The organism is Candidatus Acidulodesulfobacterium ferriphilum, from assembly GCA_004195035.1.
In the GTDB taxonomy this organism is placed as follows: Bacteria; SZUA-79; SZUA-79; order Acidulodesulfobacterales; family Acidulodesulfobacteraceae; genus Acidulodesulfobacterium; species Acidulodesulfobacterium ferriphilum.
Map to the genome: position 1 here is coordinate 626,876 of SGBD01000001.1, position 21,740 is coordinate 648,615.

The following is a 21,740-nucleotide window of genomic DNA, read 5'->3' on the forward strand; positions in this document are numbered from 1 at the left end:
TCTTTAAATTGCATTTTATTTTTTATTTATGTAAAATTAAAATAAATTATATTTTTAAATTAAAACAATAACAGGTGAAAGAGGCTATGCAGGCAAAAAATAAAAAAGATATAAAGGACAACATTCATAAAAAAAAGGATAAAGCAGGCTATATCATTAAAACCGTTTTAAATTCGCTGGAACTCTTGGAGGCTTTTAAAGGGGAAAAACCGGAACTCGGCGTCAGCGAATTAAGCAAAATCCTCAAGCTCCATAAAAATAAGATTTTCAGGCTTCTTGCCACATTAGAATACATGGGATACATCGAACAGGACACTTTTACGGAAAACTACCGTCTAGGATTAAAAAGCTTGGAACTCGGACAATCCTTTATTCACCATTTAAGGCTGTTAAGCATTGCAAAGCCCGTGCTTAAGGAATTAGTCGGCAAAATTAAGGAATCGGCTTATGTAGGGGTTATAAGGGAAAAAAATGTTATTTATCTCGATATAGTCGAAGCCGAGCAGGTATTGAAGGTCGCTTCGAGGGTCGGAAACATGCTTCCTATTTATGCCACGGCTATTGGAAAATCCCAGATAGCTTTTGAATCTAAAGATGCGATAGAAAGACTATTGCCCGATAAACTTAAGGCGTTTACAAAAAACACTATAACGGATAAGGAAAATCTGTTTAAAGAACTGGAAAAGATAAGGCGGCAGGGATACGCGATAGACAACGAAGAACTCGACGAGGGCATTATTTGCGTGGGCGCGCCTTTAAGGGATTATACCACCCATATTATCGGCGGCATATCGGTGTCCGCCCCGGTTATACGCACGACGCCCGAAAAACTTAAAAACATTATTATCCCCCTTACAATCGAGGCAAGCAACACCATTTCAGGAAAACTCGGCTACGAAATAGGGAAAAAATATTCGGAATAATCCAAAATTGCCGATATAAACTCCTATATTATATAGATTCCCGCTTTCGCGGGAATGACACCTTTTGGATTAAAACCCCAATCTCTGCATTGTCATTCCTGCGTAAGCAGGAATCCAGAAAATAAATTTCTATTGCAGGATTATTGTTTAAGAATAATTTGAATTTTCACAATTTTTGGGGTATAATGATTTTATTGAATGTCTGTTCCCGCTCGCTTATATCTGATTTAAAATATACGGAGGGTTAAAAATGCTTTTAAAAGACGAGAAATCCTTTAGGGAAAAGAGGTCCGAATTCAGGCACAGGATTGTTGACGCAATATACGATAGAATTCCCGTAGATGTCGTCGAGCATTTGGGAAACGCCAACAAAGAAATGATTTTTGCGATAGAAGGGGTTTTCGACAGCTTTGTTAAAAGAATAGATACCAGAATCGAAAGAACAAAGGCGCGCCGCTCCAAGATGGACAGCGGCGAAAATCCCGACGATGCCGGCGAAGAAAACGAAGAAGATTAAGCGTTTTGTTTTATCCCATAACGACAAAACGCTTTTAAATTAAGGCGTTGGAAAACTCCTTAAAAATAAAAGCGTTTTGCGGCAAAACTATCCAAAAAGCGCAACCTTGCCTTATTTGCCTTTTTCTTTTGCCGGTTTGCTTTTAGATGTTGACTTTTTTGAAGCACAAGCCATTTTAATCACCTCCGTAAGCCTTTATAAATTAAACGGTTAAATTCCAAATATCTTTAATCGTTTACATTAATTAAAGTATATCATAATTAAAATTAAAAAAATGTTTTTAACAAGATTTATATTAAAATAATTATATTAATTTAAACCTCCGTAATCATCGGGAAAATAAACGGATGCCTGTCTATCGTCTTATTTAAATATTTCTTTAACGCCCGCCTGATGTCATCCTTAACTTTCACCCAATCGACGGTGTCGTATTTCTGATTTTCTTCTATAGCATGAACTACCAATTTACGAAGCGTTTCGTTTAATTCTTTAAAATAATCCTCAAAGACAAAGCCTTTTGAAACAATCTCCGGTCCCGATATTATGCTCGATGTTTTGGCATCGACTACAAGCAAAACTATAATCATTCCGTTTTCCGAAAGATGCGCCCTTTCCTTTAAGGTATGGGTGCCGACATCGCCGATGCCCTTCCCGTCCACAAAAATTCTCCCCGCGTAAACTTTTTCATCCGCGTAACATTCCCTATCTTCCGTAAATACAAGGCTGTTGCCATTTTCCAGAACAAAAACGCTGTCAGCCGGAATCCCCGCGCTTACGGCAAGTTTTTTATGCTGGTAGAGGTGCTTTAGCTCGCCGTGAACCGGTATAAAATATTTAGGCTTTACGATATTTATCATAAGTTTAAGTTCTTCTTTGCTTGCGTGGCCCGAAACATGGATTTCCGAAATGTTTTCGTAATAAACCTCCGCCCCCCTTCTATAAAGGTTGTTTATGATTTTTGATATCGCTTTTTCGTTTCCGGGGATAAATTTCGAGGATAAAAGGACAAGGTCGTCAGGCTTAATCTTTATATATTTGTGGTCGTTAACGGATATTCTCGAAAGCGCGGACATTGCTTCGCCCTGCGTTCCCGTCGTTAATATCAAAAGCTCCTCCGGCTTATAATAGTCGATCGTTTCCTCGTCTATTAAAATATCCTCGGGAATTTTTAAGTATCCCAATTTCCTTGCGACTTTAGTATATGTGAGGAGGCTTCTTCCGCTGAATATAACCTTTTTATTAAATTCTACGGCAAGGGAAAGAAGTTCGGAAATCCTGTGTATGTTTGACGCAAAAAGGGCTACTATAATTCTTCTGCCGTTGCCCTGAAAAATATTTCTGAATGTTTTTTTTATATCGTTTTCCGATATAGTAAAACCTTCTTTTTCAATATTGGTCGAATCGGAAAATAATGCCAGAACGCCGTTATCTCCGTAATGGGCAATTCTGTTAATGTCGGTTGCGGAGTTTTTGTCCAATGTCTGGTCTAATTTAAAATCGCCCGTATGTATTATAGTTCCGACGGGCGTTTTTATGGCAAGGCTCGCTCCGTCGATTATCGAGTGGGCTACTCTTATAAACTCGATTTCAAAATCTCCAAGCGTAATGGAATTACCCGTTTTTACGGTAAAAAGCGATACCTTAAAAGGCAGGTCGTGTTCTTTTAATTTTTCCTCAAGTATTCCAAGGGTAAAAGGGGTGCCGAATATCGGAAGGTTAAGCTCCCGCAATATGTAAGGAATGGCGCCGATGTGGTCTTCGTGTCCGTGGGTAAGAACGATGCCCCTGATTTTTTGCCTTTTTTCGGGGCCGTACAAATATCTGATGTCGGGGATTACCATATCTATCCCGAGCATGTAGTCCTCGGGAAACATAATCCCTGAATCGACTATTATAATATCTTTTTCGGTCTCGTAAACCATCATGTTGAGACCGATTTCACCAAGCCCCCCAAGGGGTATTGCTTTTAATGTAGGCATTAAATTAATTAATTTTTTTTTATTTTAATTTCCCGCTGTTCCCATTCGCTTCTTAATTCTTCGATATAATTTTCTTTATAAATACCTTTTGCAATTCCCGCAAATTTCAAAATATTTTTCATTTTACCTCCAGCGCATTGTGTATATTTTATCATTATAACATTACCTTTTCCAATTAAAATATTTACCCTAATCCCGTGTTAGAATTTTATATTCCGGATTCCAAAACCGCGCGGGTTTCCTGCTCTATTTTTTCGATTATAAGATTACTATCGCCTTTTTCGGCGGCGTCTATCGGTTTTAAAATATGAAGCTCGACTGTTTGCCCCGGATGGACGGCAAGGCTGTTTTTTCTTAAAATGTTTATAGTGCCTTTAATAACTACCGGAAGAACGGTCATATTGCCCTGCTTTAAAAACATATTAAGTCCTCCTTTTTTAAAACTCGATAGTTTTCCGTCCGGCGACCTTGTGCCTTCGGGAAAAATCAGTATAGAGGTTTTATTTTTAAGCATCTCGGTTGATTTTTTAACGCTTTTAAGCGCGCTCCTTAGATTTTCCCTGTCTATCGGAATATAGCCGAGCCTTTTCATCGACCGGCCGAGAAACGGAATGTTAAAAAGGCTTTTTTTTGCGATAAACCTGAAGCCTGTATCGAGGCGGGCAAGAAGAACGAATATGTCGAAATAGCTCTGGTGGTTGGAAGTGATAATATAGGAATTTTCGGGGGACAGGTTTTCCGAACCCGTAATATCGACTTTTACGCGGCAGGCTTTTAAAATCAAAACTCCCCATAATTTTGCTATATTATGCGGAATTTTTTCGCCGAAAAACGAAGTTATAACGGCAAGTGTTCCCAAGACTATGGTGAAAAGCGAAATAACCGTCCAGCAATACAAACTTAAAAGGAAATTTACTGTCGTATTAGACCGTGCCGTAAGAACTTTATTCATCCCGATATGTTAAATTAATATAAAAAACCGAAAAGCCACAGGGGTACTTTATTTCTGAAACCTATTTCGATATCGTCTGCGGCTATAAAAGCGTTATTTTCGCTTTTAATCTGTTCGAATGATTTATTTCTGCCGCCTATCTCTATGGTATATGTGTTTTCTATCAAAAAATCCCCTTTTTTCGACAGAAGTATATTTTCGACTATGAAATCTTTTTTATTGTAATTATAAGATTTAAATTGATTAATAAAAAACGTTTCGCGGATATTGCCGATGTTCGGATTGTTTGTTATCGCATTTGCAATGTTTGTGTTATAAAGAAATATTTTATCCGGTTTTTCCAATTTTCCGTAGCCTCGCCCCTTATATGAGACGGTATTTATAATGCTTGCCAGTTCCAGAAAATATAAATATTCTATAAGCGTAGGTCTTGAGATTTCCGTAATCCTTGCAAGTTCGGCGATATTCGGAGAAAAAGGAACTGATACGGCAATTAAATAAACAAGCTTTTTAATTTTATTTATTTGGGAAAAATTAATATTGGTAATATAAGGCAAATCGTTTTCCAGTATCTGATTTATTATGCCTGTAAGTTTATTGCTATAAAGTTCTTTCCCTTCGGAAATAAAAGGATAGCATCCGAATTTTATATAATCGTTAAAATGCTGAAGGGGTTTTATTTTAGAGGAAATTTCAGACGCTGTCTTAATGTGGCTTTTAAAAATGTCTTCTATCGTAATAGAATCGAATTTAATAACATCGTTAAATTGCAAATATTCCCTAAAAGAAAGGTTGGCTAACCTATATACATTCATTCTTCTGCTTAAATCGGCTTTTTGTTTGTGGATTCTAAGCATAGAAGAGCCGGAAATAACGACCTTCAAATCCGTCATATCGTAGATGGATTTAATATGGGACGACCATTCGTCGTATTTATGGATTTCATCTATAAATAAAACATCCCCTCCCAATTTCTCAAATTGCTGGGCAAATTCATAAAGGGAGACGGCTTTAAAATAAGGATTATCTGCCGATATATAAAGAGCTTTAGGGTTATCATGATAAAATTCTTTAAGATACTGCAGCATAAGGGTAGTTTTTCCCACCCCTCTTTGTCCGAGTAAAGCAATACATTTATTTCCCCATTTTATTTTTTCGTATAAATATCTTTTATTCTTTAAAGATATATTTCGTATTAATTTTTGTTGTTCTTCAAAAAATATATTAAAATCCATTTGATATATTTTAATATTAATTGTTAAACATATTTAACAATAATTTTATTTTTTTGTCAAATCCAAAACTATGCGGAAATTAGAAAAAGGTTTCCCAAATCTCGAATTAAATCGAGTTAAGAAAAATGGCTGCGAATTTATCAAGGGCATCAAGAAGGAAATATTGTTATTTTAACTGCAACAAGTTGACCGCTTGTATTTTGCACGGCCGCTATGATGACGGTCTGGTTAAAGGTAAGCTCCGAACAGGAAATATCCATCTTATTAGGGGCGATGCATACGGTACTGCTGTTTATAAGGTATGTTGCACCGCTGGACAATGTTATGGAGGAGCTGCCAATGCTGGAAATAGCCCCTTCCGAATAAATGTAATTACCAGGGGATGTGGAAGATGAGGCAAGCACGAGCGATGAAGAACTGCCTGCCGAAGCGGCTATCGGAAGACCGGGTATTATAAACGCGGCAGCAAGTAATATTGCCGGAAATATTACAGGAAATCTTTTTTTTGTTAATATCATTTTAATTTTCCCTCATTAAATAAATTATGCTCTAAATAAATATTTACGGCAATTGAAACCATGAAGTAGGCATCACCGCAGACGACTGCGCGGGTATCGGCAACTGAACCAGCTGACCCGACTGAGTCGTTATTGTCAAGGTTGCCTTGCCCCCCGAAATAGTGGAGGAAATAACCGGCGCCGAAGGCACCCCCGTTCCTATCTCTCCCGATTGCGAAGTGCCGCCCGTTCCAATACTTGTAACAGTGCCGCTGCTTGCGCCGGTGTTAGTAGTTACTTCACCAGCGCCTGTCAGATAATTAACCGCGTATAAGCTCGCCGTTCCGTAGCCGCATGCGCCAGGAGAAAGAGGCGTATATGTAACAAAATACGCTATATTATCGTAAACTACGGCAGGAGCCACAAGCCTTTCGTTCGGCTGTAATTTAATATACCATCCGTCGGCGGTAGCCGTCACAGTGCTTCCTGTTGTTACATTTCCAAGGTTAGTTTCGCTATACGGAGAAGTCGGACATTCGCCGGTAGGTATTCCCGCCGTGTTAATGGCTATCAGCTCATTATCCCTTGTATTTTGACCATTCAAGTTTTCCATATTCCCCGTTCCGAAGAACAGCCACAGGTTGTTGAGAGAATCATAAGCAACAGCCGGCGGAAAAAAAATATTTAAAGGGGTTGCCGTTGACGTAGTGGTTGATTGAAAAAGCGGGCATCCCGTCCAATTCGATAAAATATCGGAATCGGTTTTGGGAACCGGAGCGGTAATATCCTGCCCGCCGGGAGTATCAAACGCCCACATCTGCCCGCCTAAATCTCCGACATAAAATGCCTCTAACCTGAAGTTAGTGCTTAAAACGGGGGCTACCGCCGACGGTATCTGATAATTCATATCTGTACCGCCTGTGCTTGAGCTATCAAACTTCCATAATTCCTGTTCATCCGTGTAAACCGGCGCGGTAGCTGTTCCCGTATTGACGGGATTGGGCTCGGCATACAGGACATATACGGCTTGACCGGCAACGACCGTGCCTGCGGGGTTGTCAGGCAAATAGCCTCCTCCGACTACGCCGACATAAGTTTTGACAAATTGCGGCGTATCCGATGAAGCCGCAGGCTGGGGATTGTTTCCGCAAATCCCGGTTCCTCCCGTGTCTGAAGAAGAATAAAAAGGATTAAGCATGCAAACATAAGAAATAACAGGCTGGGACCATGTATTGCCCATAGGTGCGGTGGCGGCTGGAGCCGGAGAATTGGCGGCATCCGAAAAATCCCATAACGGGTCGGGATACGGCGTAGTAGTTTTGCCGACATTTGCAGGGTTAGTTAAACCGAGCGCAAAATAACTCTGTCCGCCGTTTCTTTCTCCCGAAATCGCAATCGTATGCCAGCAGTCGGCTCCGGTTGTTCCCACGCAATCCGGCGCATTTGCGCTGCTGTTTGCATTTACGGTATTTGCCGCCGGCGCGCCGCTAACGGAAAAGATATTGTTAAAATACACATCTGAAAGGGCAGGCGTAGAATCTACGAACTCATATTCTTTATCGGGCGTCGTGGCAGAAGTCGGATTGAACGCGGGATTATACCACGAAGTAAGTTCGGGCAGTAAATCGGGCGGAATATAGCCAAACATTTCTGCTCCACATGTTCCGGTGAGGCAGGTATATGAATTTGTCGTTGTATCCCACGAATCCGCCGCGTTAAAGCCGTGAACCATGCCGTCGTTTGCCCCTGCAACCAAAACGTTCTGCCTGCTCGCATTATTTATTTTAAACTGCTGATATGACGCGCTCGGATATGCAAACGGCGGGGGGGTCACCAAAACAGGGTCGGAATGGTAAATGGCGCCCAACTTCCAGTTATCGCTCGGGTTGGGATTTAAAACAAAATTTATGACATCGTCGGCGCAGGCATCAACGGACGCCGCGCTCGGACAGACAGTTAAATAATTGGTTGAGGTTATCCCCAGTAAAGGCGCAAGCGTAGAATCGTCTGCCGTATTAAACGGTATTTCGCTTGTCCCGCCGGTTGCGGTATCGGGAACTACCGCACCTGTTGAAGGATTATAATTTGAGGTTAAAATATTTCTTGAAGAAGGTGACTCCGCCTGCAAAAGCCCTCCCGCGCCGCCTAAATTATTGCCGGGAGCACAGGCTGGACCTGAGGAAGGCGGTTCATCCCAGTATGAATCGCATACATTTATAGTTCCCGAAGAAGTTAAAGCGGAACCGCCCGGCCCGCTTAACTGCCCCGAAGCATTAAGATGAAAAAGGAATATATTCCCCTCGCCCCACAAAGGCTGGCTAAGCGAGAAAGCCTTAAAATTAGCGTAATATACAAAGCCGCTGGTGCTGCTGGTTTGATTGACGACAGGAGAGGTAAAGCTCGCCGTCTGCGACTCTATCTGATTAAAAATAGCGGTTAAAGAACTTGTAAGCGCTGCGAGGTTATTAGGCAAATAAATCGTCCCAGAAACGGTCAGCGAGGTAATGCTGTTTAACGCATTTGACAGGGTGATAGTACCGTTGTTCGTATCGACGCCTGTTACGGTTGCGCAGTCGCCTGTTGCGAAGTTGTTAGTGGCGCTGGTTTCACAGGTGTCGCTCTCCTCGCCCGAAATGTCCGAAATCGTATCTCCGACTAAAACAACGCCGAGCACCCCTGCGCTGTTAGTTATATATGCGCCGCCGGGCGGCGGCGTGCCGCTAGCGGCCGTGCCGCTCACGGTTGCGCCGGATAGATTTAATGTCGTAGGCGAACTGCCCGCCACCGCCCCTGAAATTGCCAGTCCGGCGGGAGAGTTTGAAGGGTCGATACCCACCCCTCCGTCCGCCATTCCTTGAAGATAGGACTTTCCTCCTATGCCCGCCGTATAGCCGAAGCCTATTATGAATGTCTCTATAGGATTAGGCGCTCCCGTCGTAGCAGGATAATATAAATCATAAACTGCCACAGGGGTATCTGTATGTTTATAACCGTTTGCCTCGCCGTCCGTTATAATAATGGAATAATTTCTTGCACAGGTGGCGCCTGTGCTTGCGGTGCTAAGCGAACTTATATAATTGGTATAATATTGAGTCATATTTGTAACCATAGACCACATCGGCGTGCCGCCGCCGGCTTTCAAACCTATTACATCACTGTCTGCAGGGTCTTTTAAGTCACCGAAGCCGCCGTTTTTATAATCTTTATCGTTCCACAAAATATTCTCGATAGCGGCGCCTGCAGTATCCGCAGGTTCAAAAAACTGGTCTCCCGCAGGCACGGTGTTAGCGCCGGTAATTTGCGGAACCCACAATTCCCAAGGAGATGTTGTAGTTCCTAAATCCTGATTGATAATATACGGACCGTAATCATAGGATACAAAATCTGCCGCCGTCAAATTCCCGTTGCCGGTGCATGCTAAAGATTCAAACGGATAATTAGTGCCTGTCGGCGGAGGATACGCCCCGCTTTGGATAGGGGTTCCCGAACCCCCGGGACTACCGGGATAATGCAACGCGCTTGCGGGATTCGTAAAATCAAGTCCGCCGTCTGCGTTTTTAGCGTATATGCAGTTATCGGCATCGGTAGAAAGAAGCAGCGGCTGAAAGGTCGCGAAAGCGTAATTGAGATTATTAAAAGACGGATTGGTTACGATGTCCTGAAGCGCCATTTTCGCGTTATATATCTTCGAAAACACGCTGTTCGAGCCGGGGGCTTGAACCGCCGAAAAAAAAGTTGCTTTTAGCCATGTTTCCGGGGCGTCGGTGCCGCTTGTGGGCGGGGTTGCGGTCGGATTACTCCAGTTAACCTGTTCGTTCCACATCATAGAACCCGAAGTATCGAGAAAAATTAAAACATTGGGAGGCGCGCTCTGGCTGATGTTAGGCGGTATATCGACATCGTTCACGCCCGATGCCGCGGCGGCGGAACCCGCAAATGCAAATAAGGCTATATATACGCCGAAAACAATTATCAGGGCTGAAAATACACGCTTTAACATTTCCCTTCTCCTTATCCTAATTTAATTTATTATGGATAACCCGCATTCATCACAGGTCCATAGCTGAATGTCATCCCCGTTTGAATTGTGTTGGCGCTGTGGGAATTTTGGGTTAAAAAATTTAAATTCCCGTTATAAAAACAGTTCGGATTACTATTCGGACAGCTGTAGCCGGCATGATGGCCGTAAACCCCGCTGTATTCATATCCGGACTGATTGAAATTTCCGGGGAAAGGTCCATTGCCGCCGCTATAAACTGAATTGTTAAAATATGAATTTATAATATTGGCGGGCGTAAAAGGGGCGGGAGGAGAAGAACCCGCATTGCAAATATTGCCGCCTGTCGAGTAGTAATACCAGCCGGATAGCGGGACGCCTGCACATTCTGGTCCCGCATGCGTCCCCGCATTAGTGGTAATCTGGGACAAAACAACATTCATCCCCGAATTTGCAATATTAAATGTGTACTGGGCAGCCGTACTGCTGCCCGCGTTTAACACATCGGTTCCAGTAGTGCTTATAGCCACTATGGCAAGCAGGCTGAGTATTATGGTTATTAACAGGACGGTTAAAAGCGCAATGCCGTCATTATTATTTACCGGCCTGTTATTACATCTGATATTTTTAACTTTATTTTTTAAATTCATAATATAGACTTCTTGTCCAATAAGTAAATTAACTTAACTTCCATAAAAAATATTTCTTAAAAATACATTTGAATTAAGCGACTTTAATATATTGTTTCCTATGGTCTGCCCCGCATTTCCCTTAGCGTTAACCCCGTTCAAAGCGCCGTTATACGGAACATTAATGCTGTAAGCGGGGGAATCGGACAGGGCGACATTGGACTCTCCCATTACAGATAAACTCTCGCTGTATGTGGGGGCATAGAAGCCCAAGCCCGCCGCAACCGGCCAGTTATTTACCAGCGCCGGGGGCGGCGCTACAGGCATAATATTAAAAGACGACACATAACTATCAAGTTTAACCGCATTGCCGTTCAGGCAGGTCGGGGGAGTATATGCTGCCGGCGGCACAGAATAATATGGCGGCTCCAATACATAAGACGGAGCGTTTGGATTGGCCGCATTTGGTCCCACCGTACATTCATATAACGCGCCCGGGTAGTTAAAAGGCGCATTAAAATTATAATATGTTGCGGGCTGCCCCGGCGTTCCAACATTTCCCCAATAGAACAAAACCTGTTTGAGAACGGAAACGCTCCCTCCTGCGACGCTATCGGGAGGCACCGCATTAGGATTGGCGGTACATACCGCTCCCGCTCCAGCTCCTACGCCGCCGGCGCCGTTACCCGGATTTGCCTGAATCTGGTTCGATGCCGCCGTAACCTTTGTTACGCATAAAGTTATTGGCGCCGGCGGCGGCGAAGCCGCAGCTTTAGGGGCAAAAACAGGGTTAATAATATTAATAATCTGCCCGGGAGTAAAATCGCCGGCGCTGCAACCGCCTGACACCGTGAATGTTGCGGAGCCATTAGGGACGGCAACCGAGGTTATAGTGCATGGGTCGGCAGGGTTTACGGCGGTATCATACATTACCAAAACCTCGTAAGGATTACCGACCCCTGCCGCCTGCACAATTTGAACAGGCGGAAGCAGGGGCGGAGCGGCTGATTTTGCCGCGTTAACGTAAGCCGACATAAAAATGCCCTGTCCGTAATCGAAACCCGCCATCCTTAAAGAATATTTTACGGTATTAAATGCCGTATTAAGCCTTTGCTGTTCGGTCGAAACGGACCTGCTTACCCTGAATACTCCTGATTGGGATAAAAGAATAAAACTCGCCGCTCCAACGACTAACAGCGATATAACAAGGGCTATAATGAGTTCAACAATCGTCAGCCCCTTATTGCCCAAGGCATGTCTTTTATTCAACGATTTATTCATTTTAAATTAACAAATTTTTAAAATTTTAACATAAATAAAAATAGATAAAATATAAATTTATGAAATTATATCATACTGTGTTATAACATGCTGCCTTACCCCTTGCCAGCTAACATTGACCTGCGCATTAACAGCGGCAGGCTGAATTGGATTAGGTGCAAATGTTATTGTTACGGTATAAGGAACGGTAATGCCGATACCGCCGTTAGTCGGAAATTCGCCGGGGACATAGGCATCGCCTTTAGTCAATACGGGATTAATGCAAGTGGTTACCGTAGTTCTCGTATCGGGATTTAAAACTGTCGGAGAAACCGTATAAGTATAATTCAACGGCACACCGCCGTAACCGAAGCCGTTTGGCGGCGCGAGGGCGAGGCCGCTAATCCCCAGACAGTTTAACTGGCTGACCTGCGCCTGCGCAATACTTGTAGCGGTATTGATTTTAGTGGCAAGCGCATTATTATTAAGAAGCGAAATAGACAATGCCATTACCCCCAAAAAAGCAACGGTAAGTATTACCATAGCGATTAACACTTCCAGTAAGGAAGCGCCTTTATTGCCAGCTTTAAAAATACATATTTTCATATGCTTAATATCATTTTAATAATGAGATTATTATCTGTATTTATTCTTTTATCAGACAACTTTATGATTTTATTATAGCCCATTATTCAAAAAGGTCAAGTAAAATTATTATGTTATTGTTATATATCGTTATATCAGGCATATCTATTTTTTTATTAATTACGCTTAGTTGCGCTTAAAACTTAACCTAAACTTAACAAAATCGTAACATTGCCGTAACAAAAATTTAAAATAATTTTAACTTGCCAAAAGGGTTTACTTAAATTATTATAGATTTTATTATTCACAAAAATCAATTAATAAAAATAATAAAACTTTGGAGGTATTATGGGCAGTCTTAATAAGGTATTATTAATCGGAAATCTGGGCAAGGACCCCGAACTTCGTTACACCCCCGACGGATTGGCGATTCTCAGGTTTTCTATAGCGACGACGGAATATTTTAACGATAAATCGGGTTCTAAAAATGAGAGGACGACATGGCACAACATAGTCGTGTTCGGAAAAATGGGGCAGAGCATCGCCAATTATTTAAATAAAGGAAAACAGGTTTTTATCGAGGGAAAAATTAACAACCGTTCTTACGACGATAAGGAAGGAAACAAAAAATACATTACGGAAATAGTCGCGACCAATATTGTCCTGCTTGGCGCCAAAGGCGGTGGGGGGAGCGGGGCGGAAGCCGCCGAAGAGGGCGGCGCAGCCGGAGCCGGGAGCAATAACTATGCCCATCAGGGCGGAAATGCCGAAAGCGGCTACGGCGGGGCTGGAAGTCAGGACGACGACGATATACCGTTTTGACATGTACCTAATATTAAATTGTAAAGAATTAGTTTATAAGCCCTTAAATTTTAAGGGCTTTTTTATTAATAACCATTAATTAAAAAAGTGTAAAGAATTAAGAACGCCGAATTGATGGAAAAATTCGTCATTTGGCAGTATAATGCTTATAAGCACCGCGTCAAAAAACATCAATTAAACGAACCTTTGCCTATAATTGACAGGAAAGGACGGAATAAATGGAAAAATATTACGATTTTATGATAACGAATTATGATAACGAATTAGAAAACAACTATTTGTCAAAAACGGATATTAAATATCGTCGTTCTTTTGGACAATTTTTTACACCTTTTAATATTGCCTGTTTTATGGCCGATTGGATTTTGAATACCAAAAAAGATAATTTAACAATACTTGATCCGGCTGCAGGATTAGGAATATTCGAAAGGACAATAAAATACCGAAATAAAAGCAAAAATATTTATTTTGACCTTTGGGAAATTGATAAAAATATAGTTTCCGAATTAAAAAATATAGTTTCCGAATTAAAAATAAATGTCAATATCAATGAATCAGATTTTCTTACAAGCCCATGGGATAAAAAATATGACGGAATAATTGCAAACCCTCCATATTATAAGCATCATTTTATCAAAAATAAAGAGGAAATCTTCCAAAAAATTTGTTCAAAAGCATTTTTTAAGTTCAGTATTCAAAACAATATTTATAGCTGGTTTTTGATTAAATCAATCAATCTTCTAAATTATGGCGGAAAGTTGGCGTTTATTATTCCAAGTGAATTTTTAAATGCAAATTATGGAGAAAAAATTAAGGAATATCTGATTACCTCCGGAATAACGTTACACTTAATAAATATTAATTTTACAGAAAATGTTTTTGATAATGCGCTTACCACATCTTTAATTATATTAGCCGAAAAGAACCGCGAAAAAAGCTCTGCAGTCAATTTTTTTAATATTTCGGATATTAAACAACTCAATAATCTATCTAATTTTTTAAAAGAATATCCGATGAAACGGATGAACAATCATGACTTAAATCCAAAAATAAAATGGAGAAATTATTTTAATGAATATAAAAAACAAGGGGAGGAAAACCTAATCCCTTTTTTAAAAATTGGAAAATTCTCAAGAGGAATTGCAACAGGCTCAAATGAATATTTTACTTTAACGCCGAAAGAAGTTGAAGAATTTAATATCCCCAATGAGTGCCTATACCCTTGTATAACAAAAGCAAATTTTATAAAAGATATATTATTTTCAAAAAATGATTTTAATCAATTAATAGAACAAGATAAAAAAACTTACCTTTTTGACGGCCAAAAATCGGAGCATGAAATCTGTAAACGATATATTAAAAAAGGTGAATCAGAAAATATTCACAAAAAATATTTAACAAAAAATAGACATCCTTGGTACGCTTTAGAAAAACGAGATGTATCGAAAATATGGGTTTCCGTTTTCAGCCGAAATGGTTTAAAATTTATTTGGAACGACAGCGATTGTAAAAATCTCACCTGCTTTCATTCATTTTATCCTTCTGAACTTGGGAAACATTATTTAGATATTTTATTTGTTTATCTCAATACCGAATTTGCCAGAAAACTTTTTGATCAAGAGAAAAGAGAATACGGAAATGGGTTAGAGAAATTTGAACCAAACGACATAAACAAATCGCTGATTTTAGACTTTGAAATTATAAAAAAAGAAGATATGGATGAATTGCGAAGATTACAGATAGAAATCTTTAAAAACAATAAAAAAGATAGACTTGAAATTATTAATAATGCCGATTTAATACTTAGAAAATATCTGTGATAAGCTTAAGTAATTCGTCCTTTTTAATTGCAGTTTTGCCGCCTTCAAAACTTACATAATGAAGCAGTCGTCCGCCCTCTAATTCTTTTTTACTACCCACCAATTTTGGATATTCGATTTTGTCGCTTAAAATTTTTCCTCTGTCTATATAGATATGAATGGTTTCTTTATATTGATTCTTAGGATTTTTTTCAATAACAAAGGCTGGACTACTGTCTATTTTCCCCAATATTTTTTTATTTTTGATTCCCCGCTCATCAATTTGAGCATTTTTTAATAATAATAAAATATCTTTAAACGATATGATATAAATCGCGTCAAAAAAGATTTGAACATAAAAATGCGGAACGCCGTATGTTTCAATCCATTTTAAAACTACCAATAAATCTTCAACTTTTGGAGTAAAACTCAAATAAGGTCTATTTTTTTTAGGAACAAATTTTTTTGTTAGATATGCGCTTGATCTAACTTCAAATCCAGCAATTGCTTTTGGAACAATGGATTTTAAAGTCTCTATCGGCAAATGGCTAATGTCGCCGCCCCATTCATTTCGATAGTCATCAGATTTAAACAATAAAATATCAGGCCGCTTTCCAATTAAATCAAGCTCGTGTTGATAAGAGTTATAAAATTCTTTAAAGTTTGGGTCGCCGGCAATAATTTTGTCCGATCTTCCATATCGCACAGGAATGTATGTTAAATCAGATTCTTTTAAAGCATTGAAAAATAAAACTTCGGCCCAATCTCCCTGCTCACTATGAGTTAAAAAATCTGAAAATGCCTGCGTTGGAGCATTTCCTCTTTTACGCTTAATACTTAAATCTACAATATTGGATCCTATTTCTTGACTTGTTTTCTGAATGAAATCTTTATAATTCATATTAAAAATCTTTAAAAAAATCTGATATTTTTAAACCGAGAGCTTTTGTGATTTTTTCAATATTTTCAAGCGTGATATTCTTTTCCGCTCTTTCAATCATGCCGATATAAGTACGATGAACACCCGCTCTTGCGGCAAGTTCTTCTTGGGAAAGACCCTTCTGATGTCTTTCCTTGCGCACTTTTTCGCCAAATTTTTCTAATATTGTTTTGCTCATAAACTTATAAGATTTATAACTTTAAACTGATTATCAGTATATGCTCTTGCTAATTTTAGTTCTACATACTATAATTAGCATATACAATCTTGTTTTGATTAGTGGTTGACAAAAAATCAGTATGACTGCTGGAAATTACTTATTTAATATTAAATTACCGGTGTTTTGCAAGAGCTGTTTATTACGGAAAATATAAGGTAATCCCGATTAGAACGGAAATTATTAATGCAAGGCTCTGGATTATCTTATGGAAAAATTAAGAGGACAAAAGGTGTTTTTAAGATACGACAGCTTGAAGTACGATAATAAAAACAATCTTCTCTGCTATCTTTATTTGCAAAATAAAACATTCATTAACGCTCATCTTATAAAAGAAGGATTGGTTTCGGTCGATACGAATACGGATTTTAAATATAAAGAAAGGTTTATTAATATGACAAAAGAGAGTCATGCCGAAAACTAAAAATTTGATTTTTATTTGGATTTGATAATTGCGAAAAATAATTTATAATTAAATCATGATAGATAAATATTTTTCGACGCATATCAGGGATGAGGCTATTAAGCGCAAAAAGCTGGAGATGGAAAGGCTGAGGCAGAGTTTGCTTAAAAACGCCGTTACGGCTATTGCGGAATTAAGACGAACGGTTAGCTTTAAAGATGCTTTCATATTCGGCTCTTTGACAAAACCTTTTAAATTTGGCATAAATTCCGATATTGATATTGCCTTTTCCGGCCTTAAGGATAGAGATTTTTTTAAAGCCGCTTCATTTATATCAAGTGAAATTGGCAGGGAGGTCGATGTTATTCAACTCGAAGGATTCAGATTTGCCGAAAAAATCAAAAAAGAAGGAATAAAATGGAAGCCAGAGATATAAATAAAATAATATGAAGCCCAAAAAAAATTTTGAAATGATTTTTTTAGGTAAAAGGGGAATAAAGTATATTTTGCTCAATAGTTAAAGGATGCATCATGTTTTCCTATTTTCGGCAATCTTATATACTTTTTTTCTGTGCAATATTGCAAGTATATATATTTTGTTATCCTCGACTTTAAAAACTATCCTATAATCCCCGATTCTGAACTTTCTATACGGCTTAAGCGAACCCCTTAAGGGTATTCCGTAAAATTCCGGCTTCTCTTTCACTTTATTGTTTATAGCTTCTTTGATTTTTATAAGATATTTTTTAGGTATTTCCTTAAGGTCGTTATGAACATCGTTATGAAAGAATATTTCAAATTCCATAAGGTTTCCAAAATTTTTCTTCCGAAATCGGATTACCCTTAAGGGTTTTATTTCTGGTTTCCGCAATCTCGGCAAGATAAAAGTCTTCTTCAAGCTCTATAGCTTTTTCTATGAGTTCTTTGGCGAGCGCCGATTTCGATATGTCTCTTTTTTTTGATAAAATATCGACAAGCTCTGCAGTTCTTTTATCCAGAACGACATTAAGCCTTGGATTCTTTGTAGGCATTTTTTTCACCTCTTATATTCTTAGGATACAATTAGTGTATCATTTATGATGAACTATGTCAATGAATATTTTCTATTTTTCTATTTTATGAAACAAAAAACGCCGGTTTTAAAAGCCCATTACAGGTTTTAATTTACCGGCGCATCTTAATTATTTTATTTACTTCTATTTTCTTCGATTATATAAAAACAAAAAGATTTATATATCGTAATACAACGCAAACTCGTAAGGAACGGGTCTCATGCGAACGGGCTGGACATCGTTTTCCATTTTGCGTTCGATCCATGTCTGTATCACATCTTCCGTAAACACTCCGCCCTGAAGCAGGAATTTATGGTCTTTTTCAAGTTCTTTCAACGCCTCTTCGAGAGAACCCGGCGCAACGGGAATATTCTTAAGCTCCTTTTTGGATAATGTAAATAAATCTTTATCAACGGGCTTGCCCGGGTGAATTTTATTTTGGATGCCGTCTAAACCGGCTAAAAGCAAGGCGGAAAAAGCGATGTAGCAATTTGAGGTAGGGTCGGGGGTTCTGTATTCTATTCTTTTTGCTTTCGGCGAATTTGAATACATCGGGATCCTGACCGCGGCGCTTCTGTTTCTTGAGGAATAGACAAAATTAACGGGCGCCTCGAAGCCGGGGACTAATCTTTTGTAGGAGTTTGTCGTTGAATTGGTAAAAGCGCATAAAGCCTTTGCGTGTTTTAATATCCCGCCGATATAATAAAGCCCCATTTCCGACAATCCTGCATATTCTTTGCCCGCGAACAGCGGCTGTCCGTTTTTCCACAAGGATTGATGGACATGCATGCCGGAACCGTTATCGCCGAAAAGCGGTTTCGGCATAAAAGTAGCGGTCTTGTCATATCTTCTTGCAACATTTTTAATTATGTATTTAAACCACATAAAATTGTCGCCCATAGCGGTTAAAGAATCAAACCTCATATCGATTTCGGCCTGGCCGCCGGTGGCAACCTCGTGATGAGCGGCTTCGACTCTTATCCCGACATTTTGAAGTTCTAACGCCATTTCGTTTCTGATGTCGGTCTGGGAATCTATAGGCGCGGCCGGAAAATAACCTTCTTTGTTTCTCGGCTTGTGCCCGAGATTAGGCATCTCGTCCCTTCCCGTGTTCCATATGCCTTCTTCGGAATCAATGTAATAATAGCCGCTATTGGAAGTCTGGTCGTATCTTATATCGTCGAATATAAAAAACTCCGCTTCCGGTCCAAAATAAGCCGTATCGGCGATGCCCGTGGATTTTAAATACTTTTCGGCCTTCTGCGCTATGTAACGCGGGTCTCTATCATAAAAATTACCGGTTATAGGGTCTTTAATATTGCATGTTAAAGATAAAGTTTTAGCCTCGATAAAATTATCTATAACGGCAGTGGAAGCATCCGGTATAATAAGCATATCGGAAGCATCTATTGCCTGCCACCCCCTTATGCTTGAACCGTCGAACCCGAATCCATCCTTAAAAGTATCTTTTGACACTTCGCTAACGGGCACCGTAAAATGCTGCCACGTTCCAAGCAGGTCGCAGAACTTTACATCCACGAACTGGATCTCCTGCTCTTTGATATACTGCACAACTTCGTTTTCCGTCATTTTCCCTCCGTAAAATTTAAAAAATTAAGATTTATTGAATTTATAAATAAAAAAGTGCTCAATGGTTTCTGGATTAACGCTTCGCTCCCGCACCTGACGGCCTACGCGGAATAACAGTTTTTTAAAGAGCTTCCTCGCCCTTTTCCCCCGTTCTTATTCTTACGGCCTCTTCCACCGGCAAAACAAAAATTTTGCCGTCCCCTATCCTGCCGGTTTTTGCGCTCGACAATATCGCTTCCGTCACTAAGCCGACTTGTTCGTCGGAAACCACCACCTCGATTTTTACCTTTGGTATGAAATCGACCACATATTCGGCTCCCCTGTATAATTCGGTATGTCCTTTCTGCCTGCCGTAGCCCTTAACCTCCGTAACCGTTAAGCCGTGAATACCGATATTGTTAAGGGCTTCTTTTACATCGTCGAGTTTAAACGGTTTAAATATTGCCTCCACCTTTTTCATGATGCCTCCAGATTAATTTGAGCAATAAATATGCCATATCGTAAAAATGAACTTAAAATTATCATAAAATTTAGGTTTTTCATGACAAATATATCAAATTTATATTAAATTTTAGCTTAATTGCGATAAAATAACATTAATTTAAATAAAAATGCAATAATAATTTATTACCCAAATCCAGATTTAGAATGTTATAATCTGGATTCCTGCGTACGCAGGAATGACTTTGTAGGTTTTTAGGCCTTCACCCAACGGGTGTCATTCCCGCGAAAGCGGGAATCCAGAATCACTTAATATTGGAATATCTTAAATATTTTCTAAATCTGGATTTGGGTATTAAATTAAAATGCGCTTAAAATTTATGCAATAATAAAAAATTTGCTTAAAATTTATGCTATTGACACTAATCCCTGAAATTTATAAAGGACAATTCTATAGTTAAAGGGAAAGCTCGTAAATGCGAAATTATGCCCTGAAGCTCGTCTTTGGATTTTGAACCCACCCGTAAATGGTCTTTAAGGTTTTCGACCGCCGCCTTTGGGGCTATCTTTTTTATTTCCTGAATTATTTTTTTTGAAGCCTCTTTATCTATCCCTTCCTTGATCTCGACCTCCTGACGCACCATTCCCTTGTGAGCTTCTTCCTTCTTTTTAAAATCTAAGAATTTTACCGAAACACCCCTTTTTATAAGTTTTCCCTTGAATATGTCGATGACGGCGGTAAGTTTATAATCGTCGTCGCCTAAGACGGTAACGATATTTTCCTGTCTTTTAATTTCGCTTTTTGTGCCTTTAAAATCATACCGCCCCGTTATTTCTTTAACGGTCTGGTTTATTGCGTTATCGACTTCCTGAAGGTCTGCCTTTGAAACTACATCGAAAGACGGCATTTAAGCCTCCACCTTTTTAATATTAGTTTTTCTGGATTCCCGCCTTCGCGGGAATGACATCCGTTGGGTGAAAAGTTAAATCCGGCATTGTCATTCCCGCGAAGGCAGGAATCCAGTATTTATAACTTATTAAAACAATTTTAATAGTTTCTAACTGTGATTTAAGGTATTAGTTTTCCTTTATTATCGTATAGCTTGACGGAAAATTAACGCTAAAAATATTGTTATTTATATGCCTGTTAAACCGGACATTAGAATAATGAAATATTATACTTTGACCCTGATATGTTAAAATTTTTAATGAAGTTATCTTAAGGCTGTTTATTGCGAAATCGATATAAATCTCCTTTGCCCTTTGCAGGCTTAAGGGTTTTAATCCCACATCTATAATTCCTTTTCCGGCGTCTTTCTTTACGCTTTCAACCCTGAAATACTTGGTCAAACTTCCGATTACGGCAACGATATTAGGGGGGAATCCTCCTTTTTCTTTGCCTACATTAATAACCGTAACCTTTTTAATGCCGCTATCGACAATATAAAGATTATCGCCTTTTAAAACCTGCCTTTTATGTATGGGATAGGTATAAACCCATGCCATATTGCCCGGATATTTATAATAAAAATAACCCTTAAAGGCCATATTCTGCGAATACCCCGGAATAATCTCCTTTTGCCCAAAATATGCGCTTATGGAACGAACGGTTTTATATTTTGCTTCGATTTTCCCGATTATATTGCTTGTATTATCCGACTTGCCGTAAGATTTCGGTATAAAACCCGTTAAAAAAAACACGGATAAAATGAAAAACGGTACGGCTAATTTAGTTAATTTAGCGCTAATGGATTCCCGCTTTCGCGGGAATGACGAAAGACCTGATTCCTCTCTTTGCGGGAATGACGGAAAACAGGATTCCATACTTTGCGGATATTTCTGTCCGTATGCTTGTAAACGCATGCCGTTTACGCAGACGGGAATGGACAATTTTTTCTTCAT

At 39.4% G+C, this 21,740-nt stretch carries 22 protein-coding genes; 6 read left to right on the forward strand and 16 right to left on the reverse strand.

Annotated elements, in window-relative coordinates; translation table 11 throughout:
* The first annotated feature begins 86 nt into the window (after nt 1–86).
* Together EVJ47_03200 and EVJ47_03205 are read left to right on the forward strand one after the other, a co-directional pair.
* The gene (locus EVJ47_03200) at nt 87–923 is read left to right on the forward strand and encodes an IclR family transcriptional regulator (protein ID RZD15291.1); all 837 of its coding nucleotides are present in this window, start codon (nt 87–89) and stop codon (nt 921–923) included.
* Nucleotides 924–1,173: 250 nt separating this feature from the next.
* Entirely contained in the window at nt 1,174–1,440 is a 267-nt protein-coding gene (locus EVJ47_03205; protein ID RZD15292.1) for a hypothetical protein, read from the forward strand.
* Nucleotides 1,441–1,754: 314 nt separating this feature from the next.
* On the opposite strand, the gene EVJ47_03210 is transcribed toward EVJ47_03205, so the two are convergent.
* The 8 genes from EVJ47_03210 to EVJ47_03245 form a co-directional block, all read right to left on the reverse strand.
* On the reverse strand, nt 1,755–3,419 hold the full coding sequence (locus EVJ47_03210; protein RZD15293.1) for a ribonuclease J: 1,665 nt from the start codon (nt 3,417–3,419) through the stop codon (nt 1,755–1,757).
* 208 nt (nt 3,420–3,627) lie between these two features.
* Nucleotides 3,628–4,371 carry a 1-acyl-sn-glycerol-3-phosphate acyltransferase gene (locus EVJ47_03215; GenBank protein RZD15294.1) on the reverse strand — a complete coding sequence of 248 codons (744 nt, stop codon included), beginning with the start codon at nt 4,369–4,371 and terminating at the stop codon, nt 3,628–3,630.
* Nucleotides 4,372–4,385: 14 nt separating this feature from the next.
* A complete protein-coding gene (locus EVJ47_03220; protein ID RZD15295.1) occupies nt 4,386–5,606 on the reverse strand; it encodes an AAA family ATPase in 1,221 nt (406 codons plus the stop codon).
* Between the two features lie 149 nt (nt 5,607–5,755).
* Nucleotides 5,756–6,124 (reverse strand): hypothetical protein, encoded by a 369-nt coding sequence (locus EVJ47_03225; GenBank protein ID RZD15296.1) that lies wholly within the window; start codon nt 6,122–6,124, stop codon nt 5,756–5,758.
* Between the two features lie 43 nt (nt 6,125–6,167).
* Nucleotides 6,168–10,103 (reverse strand): hypothetical protein, encoded by a 3,936-nt coding sequence (locus EVJ47_03230; GenBank protein ID RZD15297.1) that lies wholly within the window; start codon nt 10,101–10,103, stop codon nt 6,168–6,170.
* Between the two features lie 29 nt (nt 10,104–10,132).
* The gene (locus tag EVJ47_03235) at nt 10,133–10,750 is read right to left on the reverse strand and encodes a hypothetical protein (protein RZD15298.1); all 618 of its coding nucleotides are present in this window, start codon (nt 10,748–10,750) and stop codon (nt 10,133–10,135) included.
* A gap of 33 nt (nt 10,751–10,783) precedes the next feature.
* A complete protein-coding gene (locus EVJ47_03240) occupies nt 10,784–12,010 on the reverse strand; it encodes a hypothetical protein (GenBank protein RZD15299.1) in 1,227 nt (408 codons plus the stop codon).
* A gap of 57 nt (nt 12,011–12,067) precedes the next feature.
* Nucleotides 12,068–12,595 carry a hypothetical protein gene (locus EVJ47_03245; protein RZD15300.1) on the reverse strand — a complete coding sequence of 176 codons (528 nt, stop codon included), beginning with the start codon at nt 12,593–12,595 and terminating at the stop codon, nt 12,068–12,070.
* A 327-nt stretch (nt 12,596–12,922) separates the two neighbouring features.
* Here EVJ47_03245 and ssb point away from each other — a divergent pair, with 327 nt between their 5' ends.
* Entirely contained in the window at nt 12,923–13,396 is a 474-nt protein-coding gene (gene ssb / locus EVJ47_03250; protein ID RZD15301.1) for a single-stranded DNA-binding protein, read from the forward strand.
* Nucleotides 13,397–13,614: 218 nt separating this feature from the next.
* Nucleotides 13,615–15,216, forward strand: a complete 1,602-nt coding sequence (locus EVJ47_03255; GenBank protein ID RZD15302.1) for an SAM-dependent DNA methyltransferase — start codon at nt 13,615–13,617, stop codon at nt 15,214–15,216.
* Here the strand turns inward: EVJ47_03255 and EVJ47_03260 are convergent.
* Both EVJ47_03260 and EVJ47_03265 read right to left on the reverse strand, forming a co-directional pair.
* Complete coding sequence (locus EVJ47_03260; GenBank protein RZD15303.1) at nt 15,200–16,096, reverse strand: AccI family restriction endonuclease; 897 nt, start codon at nt 16,094–16,096, stop codon at nt 15,200–15,202. The two genes, EVJ47_03255 and EVJ47_03260, sit on opposite strands and share 17 nt — an antisense overlap.
* 1 nt (nt 16,097) lies before the next feature.
* Entirely contained in the window at nt 16,098–16,313 is a 216-nt protein-coding gene (locus EVJ47_03265; protein RZD15304.1) for an XRE family transcriptional regulator, read from the reverse strand.
* 247 nt (nt 16,314–16,560) lie between these two features.
* Here EVJ47_03265 and EVJ47_03270 point away from each other — a divergent pair, with 247 nt between their 5' ends.
* Both EVJ47_03270 and EVJ47_03275 read left to right on the forward strand, forming a co-directional pair.
* Complete coding sequence (locus tag EVJ47_03270) at nt 16,561–16,776, forward strand: hypothetical protein (GenBank protein RZD15305.1); 216 nt, start codon at nt 16,561–16,563, stop codon at nt 16,774–16,776.
* Between the two features lie 55 nt (nt 16,777–16,831).
* Nucleotides 16,832–17,191 carry a nucleotidyltransferase domain-containing protein gene (locus EVJ47_03275; GenBank protein ID RZD15306.1) on the forward strand — a complete coding sequence of 120 codons (360 nt, stop codon included), beginning with the start codon at nt 16,832–16,834 and terminating at the stop codon, nt 17,189–17,191.
* 93 nt (nt 17,192–17,284) lie between these two features.
* Here the strand turns inward: EVJ47_03275 and EVJ47_03280 are convergent, their stop codons facing one another.
* The 6 genes from EVJ47_03280 to EVJ47_03305 form a co-directional block, all read right to left on the reverse strand.
* Nucleotides 17,285–17,560 carry a type II toxin-antitoxin system RelE/ParE family toxin gene (locus EVJ47_03280; GenBank protein ID RZD15307.1) on the reverse strand — a complete coding sequence of 92 codons (276 nt, stop codon included), beginning with the start codon at nt 17,558–17,560 and terminating at the stop codon, nt 17,285–17,287.
* On the reverse strand, nt 17,550–17,786 hold the full coding sequence (locus tag EVJ47_03285) for an antitoxin, RHH family protein (GenBank protein ID RZD15308.1): 237 nt from the start codon (nt 17,784–17,786) through the stop codon (nt 17,550–17,552). The genes EVJ47_03280 and EVJ47_03285 overlap by 11 nt, the downstream gene beginning before the upstream one ends.
* 198 nt (nt 17,787–17,984) lie before the next feature.
* A complete protein-coding gene (gene glnA, locus EVJ47_03290) occupies nt 17,985–19,397 on the reverse strand; it encodes a type I glutamate--ammonia ligase (protein ID RZD15309.1) in 1,413 nt (470 codons plus the stop codon).
* Nucleotides 19,398–19,518: 121 nt separating this feature from the next.
* The gene (locus tag EVJ47_03295; protein ID RZD15310.1) at nt 19,519–19,857 is read right to left on the reverse strand and encodes a P-II family nitrogen regulator; all 339 of its coding nucleotides are present in this window, start codon (nt 19,855–19,857) and stop codon (nt 19,519–19,521) included.
* 403 nt (nt 19,858–20,260) lie between these two features.
* Nucleotides 20,261–20,746, reverse strand: a complete 486-nt coding sequence (locus EVJ47_03300) for a YajQ family cyclic di-GMP-binding protein (protein ID RZD15311.1) — start codon at nt 20,744–20,746, stop codon at nt 20,261–20,263.
* 169 nt (nt 20,747–20,915) lie between these two features.
* A complete protein-coding gene (locus tag EVJ47_03305; GenBank protein ID RZD15312.1) occupies nt 20,916–21,740 on the reverse strand; it encodes an outer membrane lipoprotein carrier protein LolA in 825 nt (274 codons plus the stop codon).